The following is a 15,904-nucleotide window of genomic DNA, read 5'->3' as shown; positions in this document are numbered from 1 at the left end:
CAACCATGTCACTCTTCCGAAAGAGAACCCTCCCGCCGGTGGCCATCGCCGCCTGCGCGACGCTGGCGCTCGGACTGACCCCGGCCGCCGCGGCGAACACGGTCCCCGACGGTCCCGCCCTCGCGAAACAACTCGTCAAGAAGGTCGACGCCAACGGCGTCAACCGGCACCTGATCGCCCTCCAGCGCATCGCCGACACCAACGGCGGCACGCGGGCGGCGAGCACCGACGGCCACGCGAAGTCCGCCGAGTACATCGCGACGAAGCTCGAAGCGGCCGGCTTCCAGGTGACCCGCCAGGAGTTCCCGTTCACCTATTCGGAAACCCTGGCCGAGAAGCTGACCGCGGGCGGCGCCGACGTCCCGGTGATCGCCATGGAGTACACCGTTTCGACGCCGGTCGGCGGCATCACCGCGCCGCTGTCCGTGGTCGCGGTCGACGACACCAGCGGCTGCGAGGCCACCGACTACACCGCGGACGTCGCGGGCAAGATCGCGCTGATCAAGCGCGGCGGCTGCTCGTTCGCGCAGAAGCAGCAGACGGCCGCGGCCGCGGGGGCGGTCGGCGCCATCGTCTACAACAACACCGACGGCGACCTGAACGGGACGCTCGGCGGCCCGGAGAACGCGAAGATCCCGACCGGGGGCGTGACGGCGGCCGCGGGGGCGCAGCTGGCCACGCTCGGCGGGCAGAACGTGACGCTGGAGCTGCGGACTTTCCAGGAAGCGCGGACCAGCTACAACGTCATCGCCGAGACCAAGACCGGGCGCAAGGACAACGTCGTGATGCTCGGGGCGCACCTCGACAGCGTCCCGGCGGGCCCCGGCATCAACGACAACGGCACCGGCTCGGCCGCGCTGCTCGAGACGGCGCTGCAGCTGGGGAGCAGCCCGAAGGTCAACAACGGCGTCCGCTTCGGCTTCTGGAGCGCGGAGGAGTTCGGCCTGATCGGCTCGACCTTCTACGTCGACCAGCTGAGCTTCGACCAGCAGCTCGACATCGCGCTGTACCTGAACTTCGACATGATCGGCTCGCCGAACGCCGGCTACTTCGCCTACGACGGCGACAACTCCGACGGCGTCGGCGCGGGCGCGGGCCCGTACGGCTCGGCGCAGATCGAGAAGACGTTCGTGGACTTCATGCAGGCCGCGAAGGGCGTTTCGGTCGAGGGCACGGACTTCACCGGCCGCTCGGACTACGGCGAGTTCATCGCCGTCGGCATCCCGGCCGGCGGCCTGGACACCGGCGCCGAGGTGCTGAAGACCGAGGCGCAGGCGGCGAAGTGGGGCGGCACGGCCGGCATCGCGTTCGACCCGTGCTACCACCAGGCCTGCGACAACCTGGGCAACGTCGACCGCGTCGCGCTCGACCGCAACGCGGACGGCGTCGCCTGGGCCCTCGGCGTCTACGCGACGAGCACCGAGAGCATCAACGGCGTCAAGCCCGGCCAGGCCGCGGCGAAGTCGCTGACCGCGCAGAAGCGCTCGGCCCAGCGGTCCCTCACCACGCACGCCGTGGCGGGCGACCCGCACGCGCTGACCGCCTGAACGAGCTGAAGGGGACGTTCCTGGCATCTGATGCGAGGAACGTCCCCTTCACCGCGTCTGATGAGACGAAAGTCCCCTTCAGCCCAGGTTGTTGGTGCCGAAGGTGTCGCAGCGGGCCGGTTCGCCGGTCTGGAAGCCGGTGGTGAACCACTTCTTGCGCTGCGCGGACGTGCCGTGGGTGAACTTCGAGCGGTCGACCTGGCCGCCGCCGAGCTTCTCCTGGATGTAGTCGTCGCCGATGCGGGACGCGGTGTCCAGCGCCGACGCGACGTCGTCCTGGGTGACGTCGGTGATCAGCGGCTTGCCGCTCTCGGTCGGCGTCGTCGAGGCGTGGTTGGCCCAGACGCCCGCGTAGCAGTCGGCCTGCAGCTCGAGGCGCACCGAGCCGGACGTCGGGCCGGTACCCGTGCCCTTGCGCGAGGTGCCGAGCAGGTTCTGCACGTGGTGGCCGTATTCGTGGGCGAGGACGTACGCCTCGGTGAACAGGCCGCCCTGCGCGCCGAAGCGGGTCTTCAGCTCTTCGAAGAACGACAGGTCGATGTAGACCTCGGAGTCGGCCGGGCAGTAGAACGGGCCGGTGTCGGAGGTGGCGCTGCCGCAGCCGGTGCGCACGCCGCCGTTGAAGAAGTTCGTCGGCGCCTTCCGGTAGGTCGAGCCGGAGCGCGCGAACTGCTGCGTCCAGTAGTCCTGGACGGAGTTGACGATCGCGACGATGGCGCAGTCGTGGTTCTTGTTCGCGTCCGCGCCCGTCTTGCACTCGCTCGCGAGCTTCGAGTTGTCGACCTGCTGGCCGGACCCGACGCCGCCGAGCCCGCCGCCGAGCGCGCTCCCGCTGCCACCGCCGAGGCTGACCCCGCCGAGCTGGGACAGCACGAAGTAGATGATCAGGCCCACCACACCGAGCCCGCCACCGCCGAGCGCCACGCGGCCGCCGATGCCGCCGCCACCACCGCTACCGCGCAGGTCCTGGACCTCGGAGGCGTCCAGGCCGGCGTCGTCGTCGAACCTCACGCGCAGATGGTATCCGGCTACGCGGCGATCAACCGTCCGGACACGAGCCTGGGTGCGGCCATCGCGCTGTCGGCCGCACCCAGGCTTTGTACCGAGGTTGTGTCTTTGTCCGAGCGGTTGGCCGCTTCCGGGCCGGCGTTCAGGCGCTGTGGTCACGGCTGCCGAGGCCGTGACGCGATCCAGGCCCGATCGACGCCGTATGCGTGAACGCATGGAAGCCCGCGCTCATGAAGCTGTTCACGGTGAGGATTGTTCTGCCGTCGGCCGGCGCATGACTTCTCGACTCGCCTCGCGTCAGTGCGCGGGGCACGCCGGCCTAACCAAAACAACCCTCAATCACGACCGACCCGGTAGATGTCCGTTCCGGTCGCGGGGACGCAGCTGGCGGTCAACCGCGAAAATCACCCTCCACGCAACCACCTGACCTTCCCTGGCGGGGAGCCGGGCCGGCACGTCGCCGTCGTCGCGCCGCATACCCTGGCCGACCATCCACCGACAAGCAGAATGCGCCTTTTCCGGCCGAGTCTCAACCTTTTCGTAACCCCACCTTCGGGCGATGTTGCGACACCATTTCGCGCCCGCCGCCGGATCGGACTCGGACCGCGCGATCCCTTGATCAACGTTCTACGCTGCCTTATGACCGAGGAGCGGCCTGTGCGTTGGTTGAACGAAGCCGAGATGGCGGCGTGGCGCTCCTACATCGTGGCGACCCTCCGGCTGCGGCAGCGGCTGCACCGCGAGCTGGCCGACCGGCACGACGTGTCCCTGACCGACTACGAAGTCCTCGTGTGCCTGGAGTTCCAGCCCGAGCAGCGGATGCGGATGTCGGAGCTGGCGGTGCTGATGGGCTCGACGAAGAGCAGGCTGTCGCACCAGGTCGGGCGGCTCGAGGAGGCGGGACTGGTCCGGCGCGTGCGCGACCCGGAGGACAAGCGCGGCGTCATCACCGAGCTGACCCCCGAAGGCAAAGCCCTGCTGGAGACGGCGGCGCCGACGCACGTGGAGGGCGTCCGCGAGCACCTCATCGACCTGCTGAGCCCGCAGGAGCAGGCGACGATCGCCGCCGCGTTCGAGCGGGTGCTGGACCACCTGACGAAGGTCGAGGGCTGAGCCCGGGCGCGGCCGCGCCCGGGGCCCTCAGTGCGGTAGCGGTGGGATTCGAACCCACGGAGAGGTTGCCCCCTCGCATGTTTTCAAGACATGTTCCTTCGGCCGCTCGGACACGCTACCCCTGCCCACGAGGGTAGCCGACGGACCTCGCGGGCAACCCGGGCCGGGTCGGCCGGTCTCGACGAACGCGATGTCGGAAACCCGCCAGCACGCTCCCGGTCGGTCGAGCGAACATCCGCTCATGATCGCTGAACCGCAGGGGATCCGTATCCGGCATCGCGGGCAGGAACCCCAGGTCCATCCCACCGCCTACGTCGCTCCGACGGCCACGCTGGTCGGCGATGTCCGCTTGGGGCCGAGGGCGCGGGTGATGTACGGTGCCGTGCTCGATGCCGGCGGGTCTCGGATCGAGGCCGGGGAGGCGGCGGTGATCTGCGAAAACGCGGTGCTGCGCGGGTCCGCGGTCGCCGGCGATCAGTCGGTGCTCGTCGGCGACCACGTCTTCGTGGGGCCGCAGGCCACACTGCTGGGCTGCGAGGTCGGCAGGTGCGTCTACGTGGCGACCGCGGCGACGGTTCTGCAGTGCGCGCGGTTGGGGGCCGGCTCGGTTGTCGCCGTCGGCGCGCTCGTCCATGCGCGCACTGTTCTGCCGGACGAGTACTTCGTGCCGCCGCACACCGTGGCCCTTGACGCGCCGGTGCGGTTGCTGGCCCCCGGCGACCCGGGCTTGGCCGAGGCCGTCAGCCGGGTGGGCTTCGCCCAGGTGGCGTTCGGTGTGGACGCGGAGTGGACCGACCGGATCAGCCGGTACGAGCAGATCGCGGAGGTGCGCGTCGCCGAGTTCGGCACGCACGCGGACGATGAGGTGCTTGCCTGACGCGGCCCTAGGTCCAGCTCAACGTGAGCGCCGCGCCCTGTGCGCGGCCCGCTTCGGCCGCCGGGGTGCGGACCGATGGGTCGAGCGGGTTCTCGCCGATCGCCGCCACCGACGCCTCGTCCGGGGTGACCAGGGCGACCTCCGCGCCCGCCGCGCGCAGGTCGTCGAGCACCTCGGGCAACGGTTTCTCCATGGGCAGCGGGCCGTCGACGCCCAGTGGCGCGAGCACCGTGACCCGCGTGCAGCCGCTCGCGTAGTCCGCGTTCTCGGCCGAGCGGACGCCGCCGTCGACGTAGCGCCTGCCGCCGATCGTCACCGCCGGCCAGACGCCCGGGACCGCGCAGCTCGCGGCCACCGCGTCGACCAGGGACACCCCGGACGCGCGGTCGAACTTGCGCGGCTCGCCGGTCTCCGCGTCCACCGCCACGATCACCAGGCGCTGCTCCGGCCAGTCGTGCGACGGCAGCCGGGCCTCGATCACCGCGCGGCGGTCCACTTCGGACACCGTCTCGGCCGCCAGCGCGAGCTTGCCGACCGCGCGCCGGACCTCCGCGGGGTCGGCCGAGCCGGTGACCGCGCCGCCGAAGTCGGCGGCGAACTTCTCGAAGTCGATGTTCGCCGGGATCTCGGCGGTCTGCCGCGCCGGATCGGCTTGCCGCGCGAAGAGCTCGTCGAGCGGCACCCCGCTCGTCACCTGCGCGGCGACGACCGAGCCCGCCGACGTCCCGACGAGCAGGTCCGCGCCCGTCAGGTCCTGGCCGTGCTCGGCCAGCCCCGCGAGCAGCCCCGTCGTCCACGCGATCCCGGCGACCCCGCCGCCACCCAAAACCAATGCCTGTCCGCCCATGCGGGCAGCCTAGCGACGGGGTCCGACAGTTTTACGGGCGCTTGAGCGCCTGCGCCGCGATCCGCGCCCGGACCTCGGGGCGGCGCAGCGGCGGCACGGTGGCCGGCGGCTGACGGCGTTCGGGCAGCTGCTCCAGCAGCCGCGTGGTGATCTCCGCGATCTCGGCGACCGCGGCTTCGAACGGCTCGCGCGTGGCGTCCGACAGCGACTGCACGCCGGTCACCTTGCGGACGTACTGGCGGGCCGCGGCCTCGATCTCCTCGCCCGTCGCGGCCGGCTGGAGCCCCCGGAGGGTGGTGATGTTTCGGCACATGCCGCCCAGGGTACGACTCTTCGGACGTCCCGATCACACGGTCGGGTAGGCCCGGCCGAACCTCGTTGACGCCCGAACCGCGGCTTGGGCAATGTCGGGGAAGTGCCTCTCAGACCGCGTCCCTTCCGCTCCGCCCGCCCCGAACCCGGCATCCTCGAAGAAGAACCCCCGGAAACCCCGATCCCGGAACAGGCCTGGCCGCGCGTGCGGGCCGACGAGCTGGTCACCCTCGTGGCACACGTCTTCGCCGCGCACGGCCTCCCGGAAGCCCGCGCGCGCATCGCGGCGGAGGCGCTCTGCCACGGCGACCTGACCGGTTCGCCCGAGACCGGCGTCGCCGAGCTGACCCGGATCCACTTGCCCCTGTTGAAGAACGGGCTCGTCGTGCCGCACGCCGAGCCGTTGATGATCGCCGACCGCGGGGCCGCCGCGTTGATCGACTACCGCCGCGGACCCGGGCTGTGGGCCGTCGGCGACGCGATGGACCGCGCGGTGACGCGGGCCGGCCGCTTCGGCGTCGGCCTGGTTTCGATGCGCGGGGTCGGGCCGTTCGGCCGCGCCGGGCACCACGCCGCGCGGGCGCTGCCGCACGCGATGATCGGGCTGGTGCTCGCCGCGGGCGGCGAACCCGGCAGGCCGATGAACCCGCTGGGCATGGCCGCGCCGGGTGGCGCGTACCCGGAGTTCGTCTTCGACATGGACCAGCCCGGTCCGGACGCGGCGGGGCTGACGCTGCTGGTGGAGGTCCTCGCCGGCGTGCTCTCCGGCGTCGCCGACCACGAGCACGACACGGGGCTGCTGGTGCTGGCGATCGCCCCGACGACGTTGCGCAGCGCGGACGGCTTCTACCGCGCGGCGAGCGCGTTGTTCGGCAGCATGCTCGGCTGGGAGGGCGGTACGCCGATCCGCTACCCGGGCTGGCGCGAGGCCCAGCACCTGGAGCAGTGCCGGGCGCTGGGCGTGCCGCTGGCCGGGCCGGTGCGGCGGGAGCTGGACGCGCTGGCCGCGTCGCTCGGCCTGCCGCCGCTCACCAGCGTCGGCTAGCGGACCAGGACGACCCGCCCGCGGTCCTTGCCGACCGCCACGACGTCGCCGTCGGTCAGCTGGCGGCCGCGGCGGGTCTCCACCTCGCCGTTGACCTCGACCTCCTCCGCGTCGATCAGGTCCTTCGCGTGGGAGCCGTCTTCGGCGAGGCCCGCCAGCTTGAGGAACTGGCCGAGGCGGATCGGTTCGCCGGTGATCGGGACGTCGACGGGATCAGTCATACCCGCATCATGCCCGGGCGGTCGTCTGCCGGTAGAGGGCCTGGACGTCCGTGTCGAAGTAGCTCGAGTACGACGTGTCCGGGTCGTCGCCGCCGTACTCGTAGCCGCCGATGACGCCGATGACCGTGCCGAGCTTGGTCTTCGGGTCCTGGCCGGTGACCCACGGGCCGCCGCTGGTGCCGGTCGGGAAGCCCGCGCAGTCCACCTTCAGCTGGTAGGTGTCCTGCCTGCTCGTGGTGTTCTGGCAGACCGCGGGCTCCTCGGCGTCGTCCGGATAGCCGGTCAGGGTGATGGCCTGCTCGAAGTCGCTGCCCGTGGCCAGGGTGTTCGCGCCGACCAGGCTCTCCAGGGACGCCTTCGCGCCCGCCTGGTGCGCGGTCGCGAAGCCGACGTCGAGGTCCGGGTCCGACGACTCGCTCCAGCCGGGCGCGACGAGCTCGTCGGACACCGTCCAGAAGCCGAACGGCGCGACGCCGTCGTGGTAGCCGGGCGCGAACGTGACGCCGGTGAGGTAGCCGCCGCCCTCGCCGTCGTGGATGCAGTGGGCCGCGGTCAGCAGGACGTCACCCTGCTGGCTGTGCACGACGCTGGCCGTGCAGTAGTGCGCGCCTTCGATGAACAGCGCGCCGACGGCGGGGCTGGACACCGCTGGCAGGTCGGGCGTCGCGGCCGGGACGGCCTCCGCGGTGACCGGCGTCGTCGCGTCCGCGAGCCGCGCCGGGCGGGTGGCGACGAATACGACGAAAGCCGCGCCGAGCAGCAGGATCACGGCGACGCTGAGCAGGACGGCTGGCCGCCGCACGCGCATCGCCTCCTCGTCCGCCCTCGGTCGCCCGGCTCCGACCAGATCACCATAAGACGTCGGACCGACACAACGAGCGCACCCACAGCAAGCTCACAGCCGCTAGTATCCGTAACTCCGGAGTAACACCCTAGGGCGGGAGAAGCGATGAAGCGGTTCGCGGACAAGGTCGTGGTGGTCACCGGGGCGGGGTCGGGCATCGGCCGGGCGCTCTCGTGCGAGTTCGCGCGACGCGGTGCGCGGGTCGTCCTCTCCGACGTCGACACCGCGAACGCGGCGGAGACGGCCAAGCTCGCCGGTGACAACGCCCGCGCCTACACCCTCGACGTCGCCGACCGGGCCGCCGTCCTCGCCCACGCCGAAGAGGTCGCGGAGGAGTTCGGGCGCGTCAACGTCGTCGTGAACAACGCGGGCGTCGCGCTCGGCGCGACCGTCGAGGAAATGACGTTCGAGGACTACGACTGGCTGATGGGGATCAACCTCGGCGGCGTCGTGAACGGGACGAAGGCGTTCCTGCCGCACCTGATCGCCTCCGGCGACGGGCACGTCGTCAACATCTCCAGCGTGTTCGGGTTCGTCGGCGTGCCGACGCAGAGCGCGTACAACGCGGCGAAGTTCGCGGTCCGCGGGTTCACCGAAGCCCTGCGCGAAGAAATGCTGATCGCGCGGCACCCGGTCGCGGTGAGCTGCGTGCACCCCGGTGGGATCAAAACCAACATCGTGCGCAACGCGCGAAGCCTCGCCGACGACCAGGGGGTGGCCGCGAAGAGCTTCGAACGGATCGCGAAGACCACCCCGGAGCAGGCGGCGCGGACGATCCTGCGTGGCATCGAACGGAAGTCGGCGCGGATCCTCATCGGGCCGGACGCCTACGTCATCGACGCCATTCCGCGCGTGCTGGGCTCGGCCTACCAGCGGCCGCTGGCCGTGCTGGCCCGGATGGGGTTGAAGCGGATGGAAAGCTGACCTTGCGACGTTCGGGCGAAGCCGCTGGCCCCGAACCACGGCGTTGGGACACTCTGGACGGCCTTGTGCGTCACTCAATGGAGTTGCGTTTCTGACAGCACCGTCCGAAATGGTCCAGAATGCGTGGGGTCCGCGAGCCCCGTACCGGAGGTCCCCGATGCTTCGCACCGCACAGCGCAGTGCGACCCGTCCGTCCAGCGACCGCACCGCGGTGGAACTGCTGGACCGCACCGGCATCGTGGCGGCGAGCCTGCCCCGGCGCCGCCGCACGGGTGACGACGCGGACCCGCCCGCCGAGCCGATCTACACCCGGCCGCCGGTGTGCGACCAGGACCTGCGCCCGAAGTCGGTGGTGATCCGGCGGCGGGCGCGCACGTGGCTCGGCAGCGGGGCCGCGGTGCTGCTCGTCGCGGTCGGCTGGCTGGGCGGCGGGATGCTCTCCGGCGGCCTGTTCGCGCCCGCCCCGGCCGACGACGTGGCGCAGCTGGACGCGCGCCCCGCCGTCGCGGTCGAGACGCCGGCCCCGCCCCCGCAGGCCCCGGTGGCCGTCCCGGCCCCGACGACGGTGTACGTGCCGGTGCCGGAAAAGCCGAAACAGGTTCAGGTGCAGGCGAAACCGCAGCCGAAGAAGAAAAAGGCGGCGGACGACGAGGCGGACGCGCGCGCGGACCTGCCCTCGCCGACACCGACGTCGACCAACCCGGTCCAGGCCTGGGTGAACGTCGCGGAAAGCATGATGCAGCAGTACGACTACCGCGCGGAGACGACGACGATCCGGCGCTGAGTCAGGCGCCGCTCCAGACGTACTCGTGCTCGGGGCGCCCGGTGGCGCCGTAGCGCAGCCGCATCCGGACCGTGCCCGACTCCGCCAGCGCCGTGAGGTACCGCTGCGCCGTCGCCCGCGCCATGCCCAGCTCCCCGGCGACCTCCGCGGCCGACAGCGGGCGGCCCGCCGTGCGCAGCTGCTCCGAGACGAGCCGGGCCGTCGCCGTCGACTGACCCTTCGGCGCCGACGTGCGGTCCTGGTCGTGCAGCACCCGGTACGCGCGGTCCACGTCGTCCTGGGCCAGCGCACGGTCTTCGGTGAGGAGGCCGCGGAACCGCGCGTACGCCGTCAGGCGTTCCGCGAGCTGGCGCGTGGTGAACGGCTTGATGAGGTAGTTCAGCGCGCCCGCCCGGATCGCCGCGGCCACCGACGCGCTGTCGGTCGCCGCGGACAGCACGATCGTGTCCGTCTGCAGCTCGGGCAGCACCGCGAGGCCGGACTCGTCGGGCAGGTAGACGTCGAGCAGGATCAGGTCCGGGGAGAAGCTCGCGGACGCGGGCGCGCGCCTCGGCCGCGGTGTGCGCGGTGCCGACCACCGCGAAACCCTCGACCTCCTCGACGAAGCCGGCGTGCACCCCGGCGACGCGGAAGTCGTCGTCCACGATCAGCGTGCGGATCATCCGTCCTCCGTGAGCATTCCGGGCAGTTTCGCGACGAACAGGGCCCCGGTCTCGCCTTCGCCGGGGTCGGCCAGCCAGACGTCACCGCCGCGGGCGCGGGCCGCTTGGCGGGCGAGGGCCAGGCCGAGCCCGTGCCCGGGCGAGATCTTCGTCGACACGCCTTCGTCGAACAACGTCTGCCGCAGGTCTTCCGGCACGCCCGGGCCACTGTCCACAACGGACACGTGCAGGGTGTCGCCCTCGGCGAGCAGGCCGACCTCGACGGTGGCCGGGCGCCGCGGGCCCATGCGAGCGGCGTGCAGGGCGTTGTCGACGAGGTTGCCGATCACGGTGTTCGCGGCGATCGGGTCGGTCACGGTCGTCGGCACCCAGGTGTCGTCGGCGAGCTTGAGTGTGAGGCCCTTTTCCTGCGCCTGCTCGGTTTTCGCGACCAGCAGCGCCTGGAGGTACGGGTCGGCGACCGCGTCGCCCAGCTCGCTCGGCCGAACCGACGTCGAGTCCGTCAGCGTCTGCAGATACTCGACGGCTTCGGTGTGGTGGCCGAGCTGGAGCAGCCCGTAGAGCGTGTGCAGCCGGTTGGCGAACTCGTGCCGCTGCGCGCGGAGGCCGTCGGACAGCGCGCGGATGCCGTCCAGCTCGCGGGTGAGCGTGTCGAGGTCGGTGCGGTCGCGGAAGGTCAGCACGGTGCCGATCGGCCGGTCGTCGAGCCGGACGGCCCGCGAATTGATGACCAGCACGCGGTTTCCGGCCACCGCGAGGAGGTTGTCGACCGGACGTCCCTCGGCGACGGCCTTGTGCAGGCGAGGCGACAGCTTCAGCTCAGCCATTGACGCGCCGATCGGGAGTTCGGTGCCGAGCAGGCGTTCGGCCTCGTCGTTGCGCACCGAGACGCGGTTGCTCTCGTCCACCGCGAGCACGCCTTCGCCGATCCCGTGCAGCACGGCTTCGCGTTCGTAGAGCAGCTCGGTGAGTTCGTGCGGTTCGAGGCCGTGCGTGACGCGCCGCAGCCGCCGGTTCAACAGCGCCGAGGCGCCCGCGCCGAGCAAGAGCGCGCCGCCCGCGAACAGCAGCGTGATCGTCAGCAGGCGGTTGAAAGCGCCGGTCGGATCGGCCACGTCGAAGCCGACGCTCACCTCGCCGACCACCCGCCCGTGGTCCGGCGTCCAGATCGGCGTCTTGCTGCGGACGGACAGGCCGAGCGTGCCGCTCTGCACGGCGCTGACGTCGTCTTCTCCGGCGAGTGCGCGGTCGGGCGAGGTGCTGACACGCTGCCCGATCAGGCTTTCCGTCGGGTGCGCGAGCCGGATGCCCCGGTCGTCGGTGATCACTACGAACAGGGCGTCGTTCCGCGCGGTGACGGCCAGCGCCCGCTCCTCGAGGGCGCCGCCGGGGATCTTCGCGGTGGCGTTCGCGACGACCACCGGGTCCACCGCCACCGACTTCGCGATGGCCAGGGCCCGCTCCCCGTACTGGTTGGTGAGCGTTCGTGACAGGAGCGCGCTGACGAGCGCGACGCCGATCCCGACGACGAGGAAGACCACGCCGATCTGCAGCAGCAGCACCTGCCTGCTGAACCGCATGCGCGGGAAGAGCGCCCACTTTGGCATGGCTGGAGACCATACCCCCTGGTCAGCGCCGTGCGCTAAATGAGCAAAACATGCATAACGAGCACTTGCCACGCAGAACGTCGACAAGCTTCACGCGGGCCCCACGCGTACTTAACGTCCCTTCCCAACGTGAGCCCCACCACGTGACGAAGGAGTCACCTCCCCATGGTTCCCCCACTGATCGAACTCACCGGAGCCACCAAACGGTTCCCGAGCGGGTCCGGTTCCGTGCACACGGCCGTCCGCGATCTGACCATGACCGTGCAGCCCGGCGAGTTCGTCGCCGTCGTCGGCCCGACGGGCTGCGGCAAGTCGACGACGCTCTCGCTGGTCTCGGGCCTGCAGCCGCCGTCCGCCGGCCGGGTGCGGGTGAACGGCGAGGACGTGAAGTCCATTCCGGACGGTGTCGGCTACATGTTCCAGAACGACGCCGTGATGCCGTGGCGCTCAGTGCTGGACAACGTCGCTTCCGGGCCGCGGTTCCGCGGGGTGCCGAAGGCGGAGGCCCGCGCGCAGGCCGTCGACTGGATCGCCCGCGTCGGGCTCGCCGGGTTCGAGAAGTACTACCCGCACCAGCTCTCCGGCGGCATGCGCAAGCGCGTCGCCCTGGCCCAGACCCTGGTCACCAAGCCGAAGATCATGCTGATGGACGAGCCGTTCTCGGCGCTGGACGTCCAGACGCGGGCGCTGATGCAGGACGAGCTGCTGCGGCTGTGGTCCGGTTCGGGCGCCGCGGTGATCTTCGTGACGCACGACCTCGACGAGGCGATCGCGCTGGCGGACAAGGTCGTCGTGCTGACGACGTCGCCCGCGACCGTGAAGGACGTCTTCGAGATCCCGCTGGAGCGGCCGCGGAAGGTCGAGGACCTGCGGCTGACCGAGGAGTTCCGCAAGCTCTACGCCGACATCTGGGAATCACTGCGCAGCGAGGTCGACAAGGCCCGTGAGAAGGGAGCGAGCAATGTCGCTTGAGACCCCGGCGGCCCCGGCCGCTTCCCTGCCGGTGCTGGAAACCGAGCAGGACATCCTCACGAAGGCCAAGCGGGCGTCGTCGCGGCGCAGGCGCAACACGTGGCTGCTGCGGCTGGCGCTGGTGGTCGTCTGGCTCGGCAGCTGGGAGCTGACCGCGACCTACTGGATCGACCCGTTCTTCTACTCGAAGCCCTCGCGCATCTGGGAGCGGCTGAGCGAGTGGATCACCAGCGGCACCGACTTCGGTTCGCTCTGGTACCAGCTGTGGGTCACGGTCGAGGAGGCCTTGGTCGGCTTCGCCATCGGCGCGGTGGCCGGTGTCATCCTCGGTGTCGTCCTCGGCCGCAGCCAGTACCTGGCCGACGTGCTCGCGCCGTTCATCAAGGCCGCCAACGCCGTGCCGCGCATCGTGCTCGCGTCGCTGTTCGTGATCTGGTTCGGCCTCGGCCTGGCGTCGAAGGTCGCCACCGTCGTCGTGCTGGTGTTCTTCGTGGTGTTCTTCAACGCCTTCACCGGCGCCCGCGAGGTGGACCGCAACCTGATCGACAACGCGCGCATCCTCGGCGCGGGCCGGATGCAGGTGATGAAGTCGATCGTGCTGCCGAGCGCGACGTCGTGGATCCTCTCCTCGCTGCACACCGCGTTCGGCTTCGCGCTGATCGGCGCGGTCGTCGGCGAGTACGCCGGGTCCAAGGCGGGCATCGGCTTCCTCATCTCGAACGCGCAGGGCACGTTCGACTCCGCGGGCATTTACGCCGCGATGATCATCATCACCGTCGTCGCCCTGTTCGCCGAGTGGGGCATCGGAAACCTCGAAAACCGGCTTCTCCGGTGGCGGCCCTCGATGTCCGCCACCAGTGACAAGACTGCCATCTGAAAGGGAACGAATCGATGAGGATTCGACGCATCGCCGGCGCGCTCGCCGCGCTGACCGTGGTGGCGGCCGCGACCACCGCCTGCCAGGACTCCCGCGTCGCCGCGACGGGCGAGGGCGGCAAGCCGAAGGTCACGATCATGGTCGGGGGTCTGGAAAAGGTCATCTACCTGCCCGCCATGCTCACCCAGCAGCTCGGGAACTTCGCCGCGCAGGGCATCGACGTCGAGCTGCAGAGCGAGCAGTCGGGCGCCAACGCCGAAACCGCGCTCGTCGCGGGGCAGGTACAGGGCGTGGTCGGGTTCTACGACCACACGATCGACCTGCAGGCCAAGGACCAGTGCATCAAGAGCGTGGTCCAGCTGGCCAACATCCCGGGTGAAGCCGAGGTCGTCGGCACCAAGCACGCCGACCAGATCAAGAGTTCGGCGGACTTCAAGGGCAAAAAGCTGGGCGTGACGTCGCTCGGTTCGTCCACCGACTTCCTCACGAAGGCGCTGGCGGCCAAGGCGGGCGTCGGGGCCGACCAGTACACGCCGGTCAAGGTCGGCGCCGGGCAGACGTTCATCGCCAGCCTGGACAACGGCGGCATCGACGGCGGCATGACGACCGACCCGACGATCGCGCAGCTGACCAACACGGGCAAGGCGAAGGTGCTCTACGACCTGCGGACGCCCGAGGGCACGAAGGCCGCGCTGGGCGGGCTGTACCCGGCGTCGTCGCTGTACATGAGCTGCGACTTCGTGGACCGGAACAAGGACGCCGTGCAGAAGCTGGCCAACGCCTTCGTGGCCACGCTGAAGTGGATCGACCAGCACAGCCCGGAGGAGATCGCGGCGAAGATGCCGCCGTCCTACAGCGGCGGTGACAAGGCGCTGTACGTCAAGTCCATCAAGGACAGCATCGGCATGTTCAACGGCGACGGCAAGATGGACGCCGACGGCGCGAAGAACGTCCTCGAGGTGCTTTCCAGCTTCTCGAAGAACGTGCAGCCGAAGAAGGCCTCGATCGACCTGTCGAAGACGTACACGACGGAATTCGTCGACGCGGCCGCGAAGCAGGGCTAGCAGCCCCGCTCACCTGACCGGGCGGTTGGTGAGCGAAATGGACCCGTAAAGGCCTCTTTCCCCCGCGGAGGCCTTTACGGGTCTTTCCGGACAATGGGAAGACCATTCGAAAGTGCTGTCCGCGTCCACACGGGCCGCCGCGGGCTTGGCTGTTTCCGGCACCGCGCACGCGTCCGGTGTACTCGGCCTGGTACGAGATGTACCCGGCCGCGCCGGTGTACTACAACGTGTCGGTCAGCGCGGGCGACCACATCACCGCGACCGTGACCCGCACGGCCACGAACACCTACCGCCTGGACCTGTCCGACACCACCAAGGGCTGGTCCAAGTCCACCACGAAGTCGCTGACGTCGAAGCACGCGTCGGCGGAAGCCATCATCGAGTCGCCGACCGACTCCTACCCGAGCATTTCGGGTGGGATCACCGTCCGCGCTGAACGCCGACGACCGCGGCAGCTACACGTGGATCCCGGGCGCGATCGGCTCGGACGGGCAGAGCTTCACGATTTCGCGGCACTGAGTCACTTCAGGCCACCGACCGCCCACGCGACGACCATCAGGGCGAGCACCAGCGAGATGGCGGCCTGCAGCATCATCGTCATCTTGGCCCAGATCCGCAGGGGCATGACGTCGGTGGGGCTGAAGGCGGCCGCGTTGGTGAACGAGAAGTACAGGTAGTCCAAGTAGGACGGTTCCCAGTCCCGGTGCGCCAGGTCCGGGTCGGCCATCTGCGGGAACTGCAGGTCGGGGAAAACGGCCCGGCCCGCGGCGCGGCGGCCGGGACCACCCCGGTCGAACTCCCAGTACCAGAGCGAGAAGACGACGACGTTCGTCCAGTAGACGACCCCGCCGGTGACGAGCACGGCCCCGGCGCGGTCGCCGATGGTGCCGGTCCCGATGCCGTAGACCAGGGTCGCCGCCGACCAGCCGTTCACGACGGTGACGAGCCCGACGATGAGCAGCGAGATGCCCCGCTCGACGGCGCTGAACTGTGTCATCCGGCCCGGGTTGACCAGCAGCAGGGCCACGACGAGCAGCACGGAGACGCCGGGCAGCAGCCACCACGGGTGCAGCGCCATGTCGTCGGGCAGGGCGACCTGCAGCACGAGCGTGGTGACGACGACGCCCATCGCGGGCCAGCGCGTCTCCCCGGAGGTCCGCCGGCGCCAGGCGGGAAGTGCCTCTTCTGTCACGCGCTCAA

16 protein-coding genes, 1 tRNA gene and 2 pseudogenes are annotated in these 15,904 nt (G+C 70.6%); 10 read left to right on the top strand and 9 right to left on the bottom strand.

All coding sequences use genetic code 11. From position 1 onward, the window contains the following. Positions 1-5: 5 nt before the first annotated feature. Positions 6-1,547, top strand: a complete 1,542-nt coding sequence (locus QP939_RS12295) for a M28 family metallopeptidase (protein ID WP_285456877.1) — start codon at positions 6-8, stop codon at positions 1,545-1,547. A 78-nt stretch (positions 1,548-1,625) separates the two neighbouring features. Here QP939_RS12295 and ypfJ read toward each other — a convergent pair whose 3' ends face one another. Then, entirely contained in the window at positions 1,626-2,558 is a 933-nt protein-coding gene (gene ypfJ, locus QP939_RS12290; protein ID WP_285456875.1) for a KPN_02809 family neutral zinc metallopeptidase, read from the bottom strand. 636 nt (positions 2,559-3,194) lie between these two features. Between ypfJ and QP939_RS12285 the strand changes: the two genes are divergently transcribed. Beyond that, positions 3,195-3,668: a MarR family winged helix-turn-helix transcriptional regulator gene (locus tag QP939_RS12285; protein ID WP_285456874.1), complete on the top strand. Its 474-nt coding sequence runs from the start codon at positions 3,195-3,197 to the stop codon at positions 3,666-3,668. A 33-nt stretch (positions 3,669-3,701) separates the two neighbouring features. Here the strand turns inward: QP939_RS12285 and QP939_RS12280 are convergent. Beyond that, positions 3,702-3,788 (bottom strand) — tRNA-Ser (locus QP939_RS12280). A 121-nt stretch (positions 3,789-3,909) separates the two neighbouring features. Here QP939_RS12280 and QP939_RS12275 point away from each other — a divergent pair. After that, the gene (locus QP939_RS12275) at positions 3,910-4,545 is read left to right on the top strand and encodes a gamma carbonic anhydrase family protein (RefSeq protein ID WP_285456873.1); all 636 of its coding nucleotides are present in this window, start codon (positions 3,910-3,912) and stop codon (positions 4,543-4,545) included. Between the two features lie 7 nt (positions 4,546-4,552). Here the strand turns inward: QP939_RS12275 and QP939_RS12270 are convergent, their stop codons facing one another. Further along, positions 4,553-5,392 (bottom strand): patatin-like phospholipase family protein, encoded by an 840-nt coding sequence (locus tag QP939_RS12270; protein WP_285456872.1) that lies wholly within the window; start codon positions 5,390-5,392, stop codon positions 4,553-4,555. Between the two features lie 31 nt (positions 5,393-5,423). Continuing rightward, the gene (locus QP939_RS12265; protein WP_285456871.1) at positions 5,424-5,705 is read right to left on the bottom strand and encodes a DUF2277 domain-containing protein; all 282 of its coding nucleotides are present in this window, start codon (positions 5,703-5,705) and stop codon (positions 5,424-5,426) included. A 102-nt stretch (positions 5,706-5,807) separates the two neighbouring features. On the opposite strand from QP939_RS12265, the gene QP939_RS12260 reads away from it, so the two are divergent. After that, positions 5,808-6,749, top strand: a complete 942-nt coding sequence (locus QP939_RS12260) for an Ldh family oxidoreductase (RefSeq protein WP_285456870.1) — start codon at positions 5,808-5,810, stop codon at positions 6,747-6,749. Here the strand turns inward: QP939_RS12260 and QP939_RS12255 are convergent. Next, the gene (locus QP939_RS12255; RefSeq protein ID WP_285456869.1) at positions 6,746-6,970 is read right to left on the bottom strand and encodes an RNA-binding S4 domain-containing protein; all 225 of its coding nucleotides are present in this window, start codon (positions 6,968-6,970) and stop codon (positions 6,746-6,748) included. The genes QP939_RS12260 and QP939_RS12255 overlap by 4 nt on opposite strands. A gap of 7 nt (positions 6,971-6,977) precedes the next feature. Beyond that, positions 6,978-7,778, bottom strand: a complete 801-nt coding sequence (locus QP939_RS12250) for a trypsin-like serine peptidase (protein WP_285456868.1) — start codon at positions 7,776-7,778, stop codon at positions 6,978-6,980. 141 nt (positions 7,779-7,919) lie between these two features. Between QP939_RS12250 and QP939_RS12245 the strand changes: the two genes are divergently transcribed. Continuing rightward, positions 7,920-8,738 carry an SDR family NAD(P)-dependent oxidoreductase gene (locus QP939_RS12245; protein ID WP_285456867.1) on the top strand — a complete coding sequence of 273 codons (819 nt, stop codon included), beginning with the start codon at positions 7,920-7,922 and terminating at the stop codon, positions 8,736-8,738. A gap of 157 nt (positions 8,739-8,895) precedes the next feature. After that, the gene (locus tag QP939_RS12240) at positions 8,896-9,522 is read left to right on the top strand and encodes a hypothetical protein (protein ID WP_285456866.1); all 627 of its coding nucleotides are present in this window, start codon (positions 8,896-8,898) and stop codon (positions 9,520-9,522) included. 1 nt (position 9,523) lies between these two features. Here QP939_RS12240 and QP939_RS12235 read toward each other — a convergent pair. Both QP939_RS12235 and QP939_RS12230 read right to left on the bottom strand, forming a co-directional pair. Next, a pseudogene (locus QP939_RS12235) lies at positions 9,524-10,184 on the bottom strand (response regulator). Further along, entirely contained in the window at positions 10,181-11,764 is a 1,584-nt protein-coding gene (locus tag QP939_RS12230; RefSeq protein ID WP_285459723.1) for a sensor histidine kinase, read from the bottom strand. The pseudogene QP939_RS12235 and the gene QP939_RS12230 overlap by 4 nt, the downstream one beginning before the upstream one ends. A 192-nt stretch (positions 11,765-11,956) precedes the next feature. Here QP939_RS12230 and QP939_RS12225 point away from each other — a divergent pair, with 192 nt between their 5' ends. The 4 genes and pseudogenes from QP939_RS12225 to QP939_RS12210 all read left to right on the top strand — a co-directional run. Next, positions 11,957-12,763 carry an ABC transporter ATP-binding protein gene (locus QP939_RS12225; protein ID WP_285456865.1) on the top strand — a complete coding sequence of 269 codons (807 nt, stop codon included), beginning with the start codon at positions 11,957-11,959 and terminating at the stop codon, positions 12,761-12,763. Beyond that, positions 12,753-13,640: an ABC transporter permease gene (locus QP939_RS12220; RefSeq protein ID WP_285456864.1), complete on the top strand. Its 888-nt coding sequence runs from the start codon at positions 12,753-12,755 to the stop codon at positions 13,638-13,640. The genes QP939_RS12225 and QP939_RS12220 overlap by 11 nt, the downstream gene beginning before the upstream one ends. Before the next feature lie 14 nt (positions 13,641-13,654). Continuing rightward, positions 13,655-14,704: an ABC transporter substrate-binding protein gene (locus QP939_RS12215; RefSeq protein ID WP_285456863.1), complete on the top strand. Its 1,050-nt coding sequence runs from the start codon at positions 13,655-13,657 to the stop codon at positions 14,702-14,704. A gap of 197 nt (positions 14,705-14,901) precedes the next feature. Continuing rightward, positions 14,902-15,036, top strand: a pseudogene (locus QP939_RS12210) (G1 family glutamic endopeptidase); the annotation flags it as partial. Between the two features lie 188 nt (positions 15,037-15,224). Here QP939_RS12210 and QP939_RS12205 read toward each other — a convergent pair. Next, complete coding sequence (locus QP939_RS12205; protein WP_285459722.1) at positions 15,225-15,833, bottom strand: hypothetical protein; 609 nt, start codon at positions 15,831-15,833, stop codon at positions 15,225-15,227. Positions 15,834-15,904 lie beyond the last annotated feature (71 nt).

Origin of the sequence: Amycolatopsis nalaikhensis (genome assembly GCF_030264295.1) — a bacterium.
Taxonomy (GTDB): domain Bacteria; phylum Actinomycetota; class Actinomycetes; order Mycobacteriales; family Pseudonocardiaceae; genus Amycolatopsis; species Amycolatopsis nalaikhensis.
This window is presented reverse-complemented; position numbering and strand designations above follow the sequence as displayed.

Coding starts and splice junctions, on each gene's coding strand:
- QP939_RS12295 (WP_285456877.1), top strand. CDS start 6: ATGTCACTCTTCCGAAAGAGAACCCTCCCGCCGGTGGCCATCGCCGCC.
- QP939_RS12285 (WP_285456874.1), top strand. CDS start 3,195: ATGACCGAGGAGCGGCCTGTGCGTTGGTTGAACGAAGCCGAGATGGCG.
- QP939_RS12275 (WP_285456873.1), top strand. CDS start 3,910: ATGATCGCTGAACCGCAGGGGATCCGTATCCGGCATCGCGGGCAGGAA.
- QP939_RS12270 (WP_285456872.1), bottom strand. CDS start 5,392: ATGGGCGGACAGGCATTGGTTTTGGGTGGCGGCGGGGTCGCCGGGATC.
- QP939_RS12265 (WP_285456871.1), bottom strand. CDS start 5,705: ATGTGCCGAAACATCACCACCCTCCGGGGGCTCCAGCCGGCCGCGACG.
- QP939_RS12255 (WP_285456869.1), bottom strand. CDS start 6,970: ATGACTGATCCCGTCGACGTCCCGATCACCGGCGAACCGATCCGCCTC.
- QP939_RS12250 (WP_285456868.1), bottom strand. CDS start 7,778: ATGCGCGTGCGGCGGCCAGCCGTCCTGCTCAGCGTCGCCGTGATCCTG.
- QP939_RS12245 (WP_285456867.1), top strand. CDS start 7,920: ATGAAGCGGTTCGCGGACAAGGTCGTGGTGGTCACCGGGGCGGGGTCG.
- QP939_RS12240 (WP_285456866.1), top strand. CDS start 8,896: ATGCTTCGCACCGCACAGCGCAGTGCGACCCGTCCGTCCAGCGACCGC.
- QP939_RS12230 (WP_285459723.1), bottom strand. CDS start 11,764: ATGCGGTTCAGCAGGCAGGTGCTGCTGCTGCAGATCGGCGTGGTCTTC.
- QP939_RS12225 (WP_285456865.1), top strand. CDS start 11,957: ATGGTTCCCCCACTGATCGAACTCACCGGAGCCACCAAACGGTTCCCG.
- QP939_RS12220 (WP_285456864.1), top strand. CDS start 12,753: ATGTCGCTTGAGACCCCGGCGGCCCCGGCCGCTTCCCTGCCGGTGCTG.
- QP939_RS12215 (WP_285456863.1), top strand. CDS start 13,655: ATGAGGATTCGACGCATCGCCGGCGCGCTCGCCGCGCTGACCGTGGTG.
- QP939_RS12205 (WP_285459722.1), bottom strand. CDS start 15,833: ATGGGCGTCGTCGTCACCACGCTCGTGCTGCAGGTCGCCCTGCCCGAC.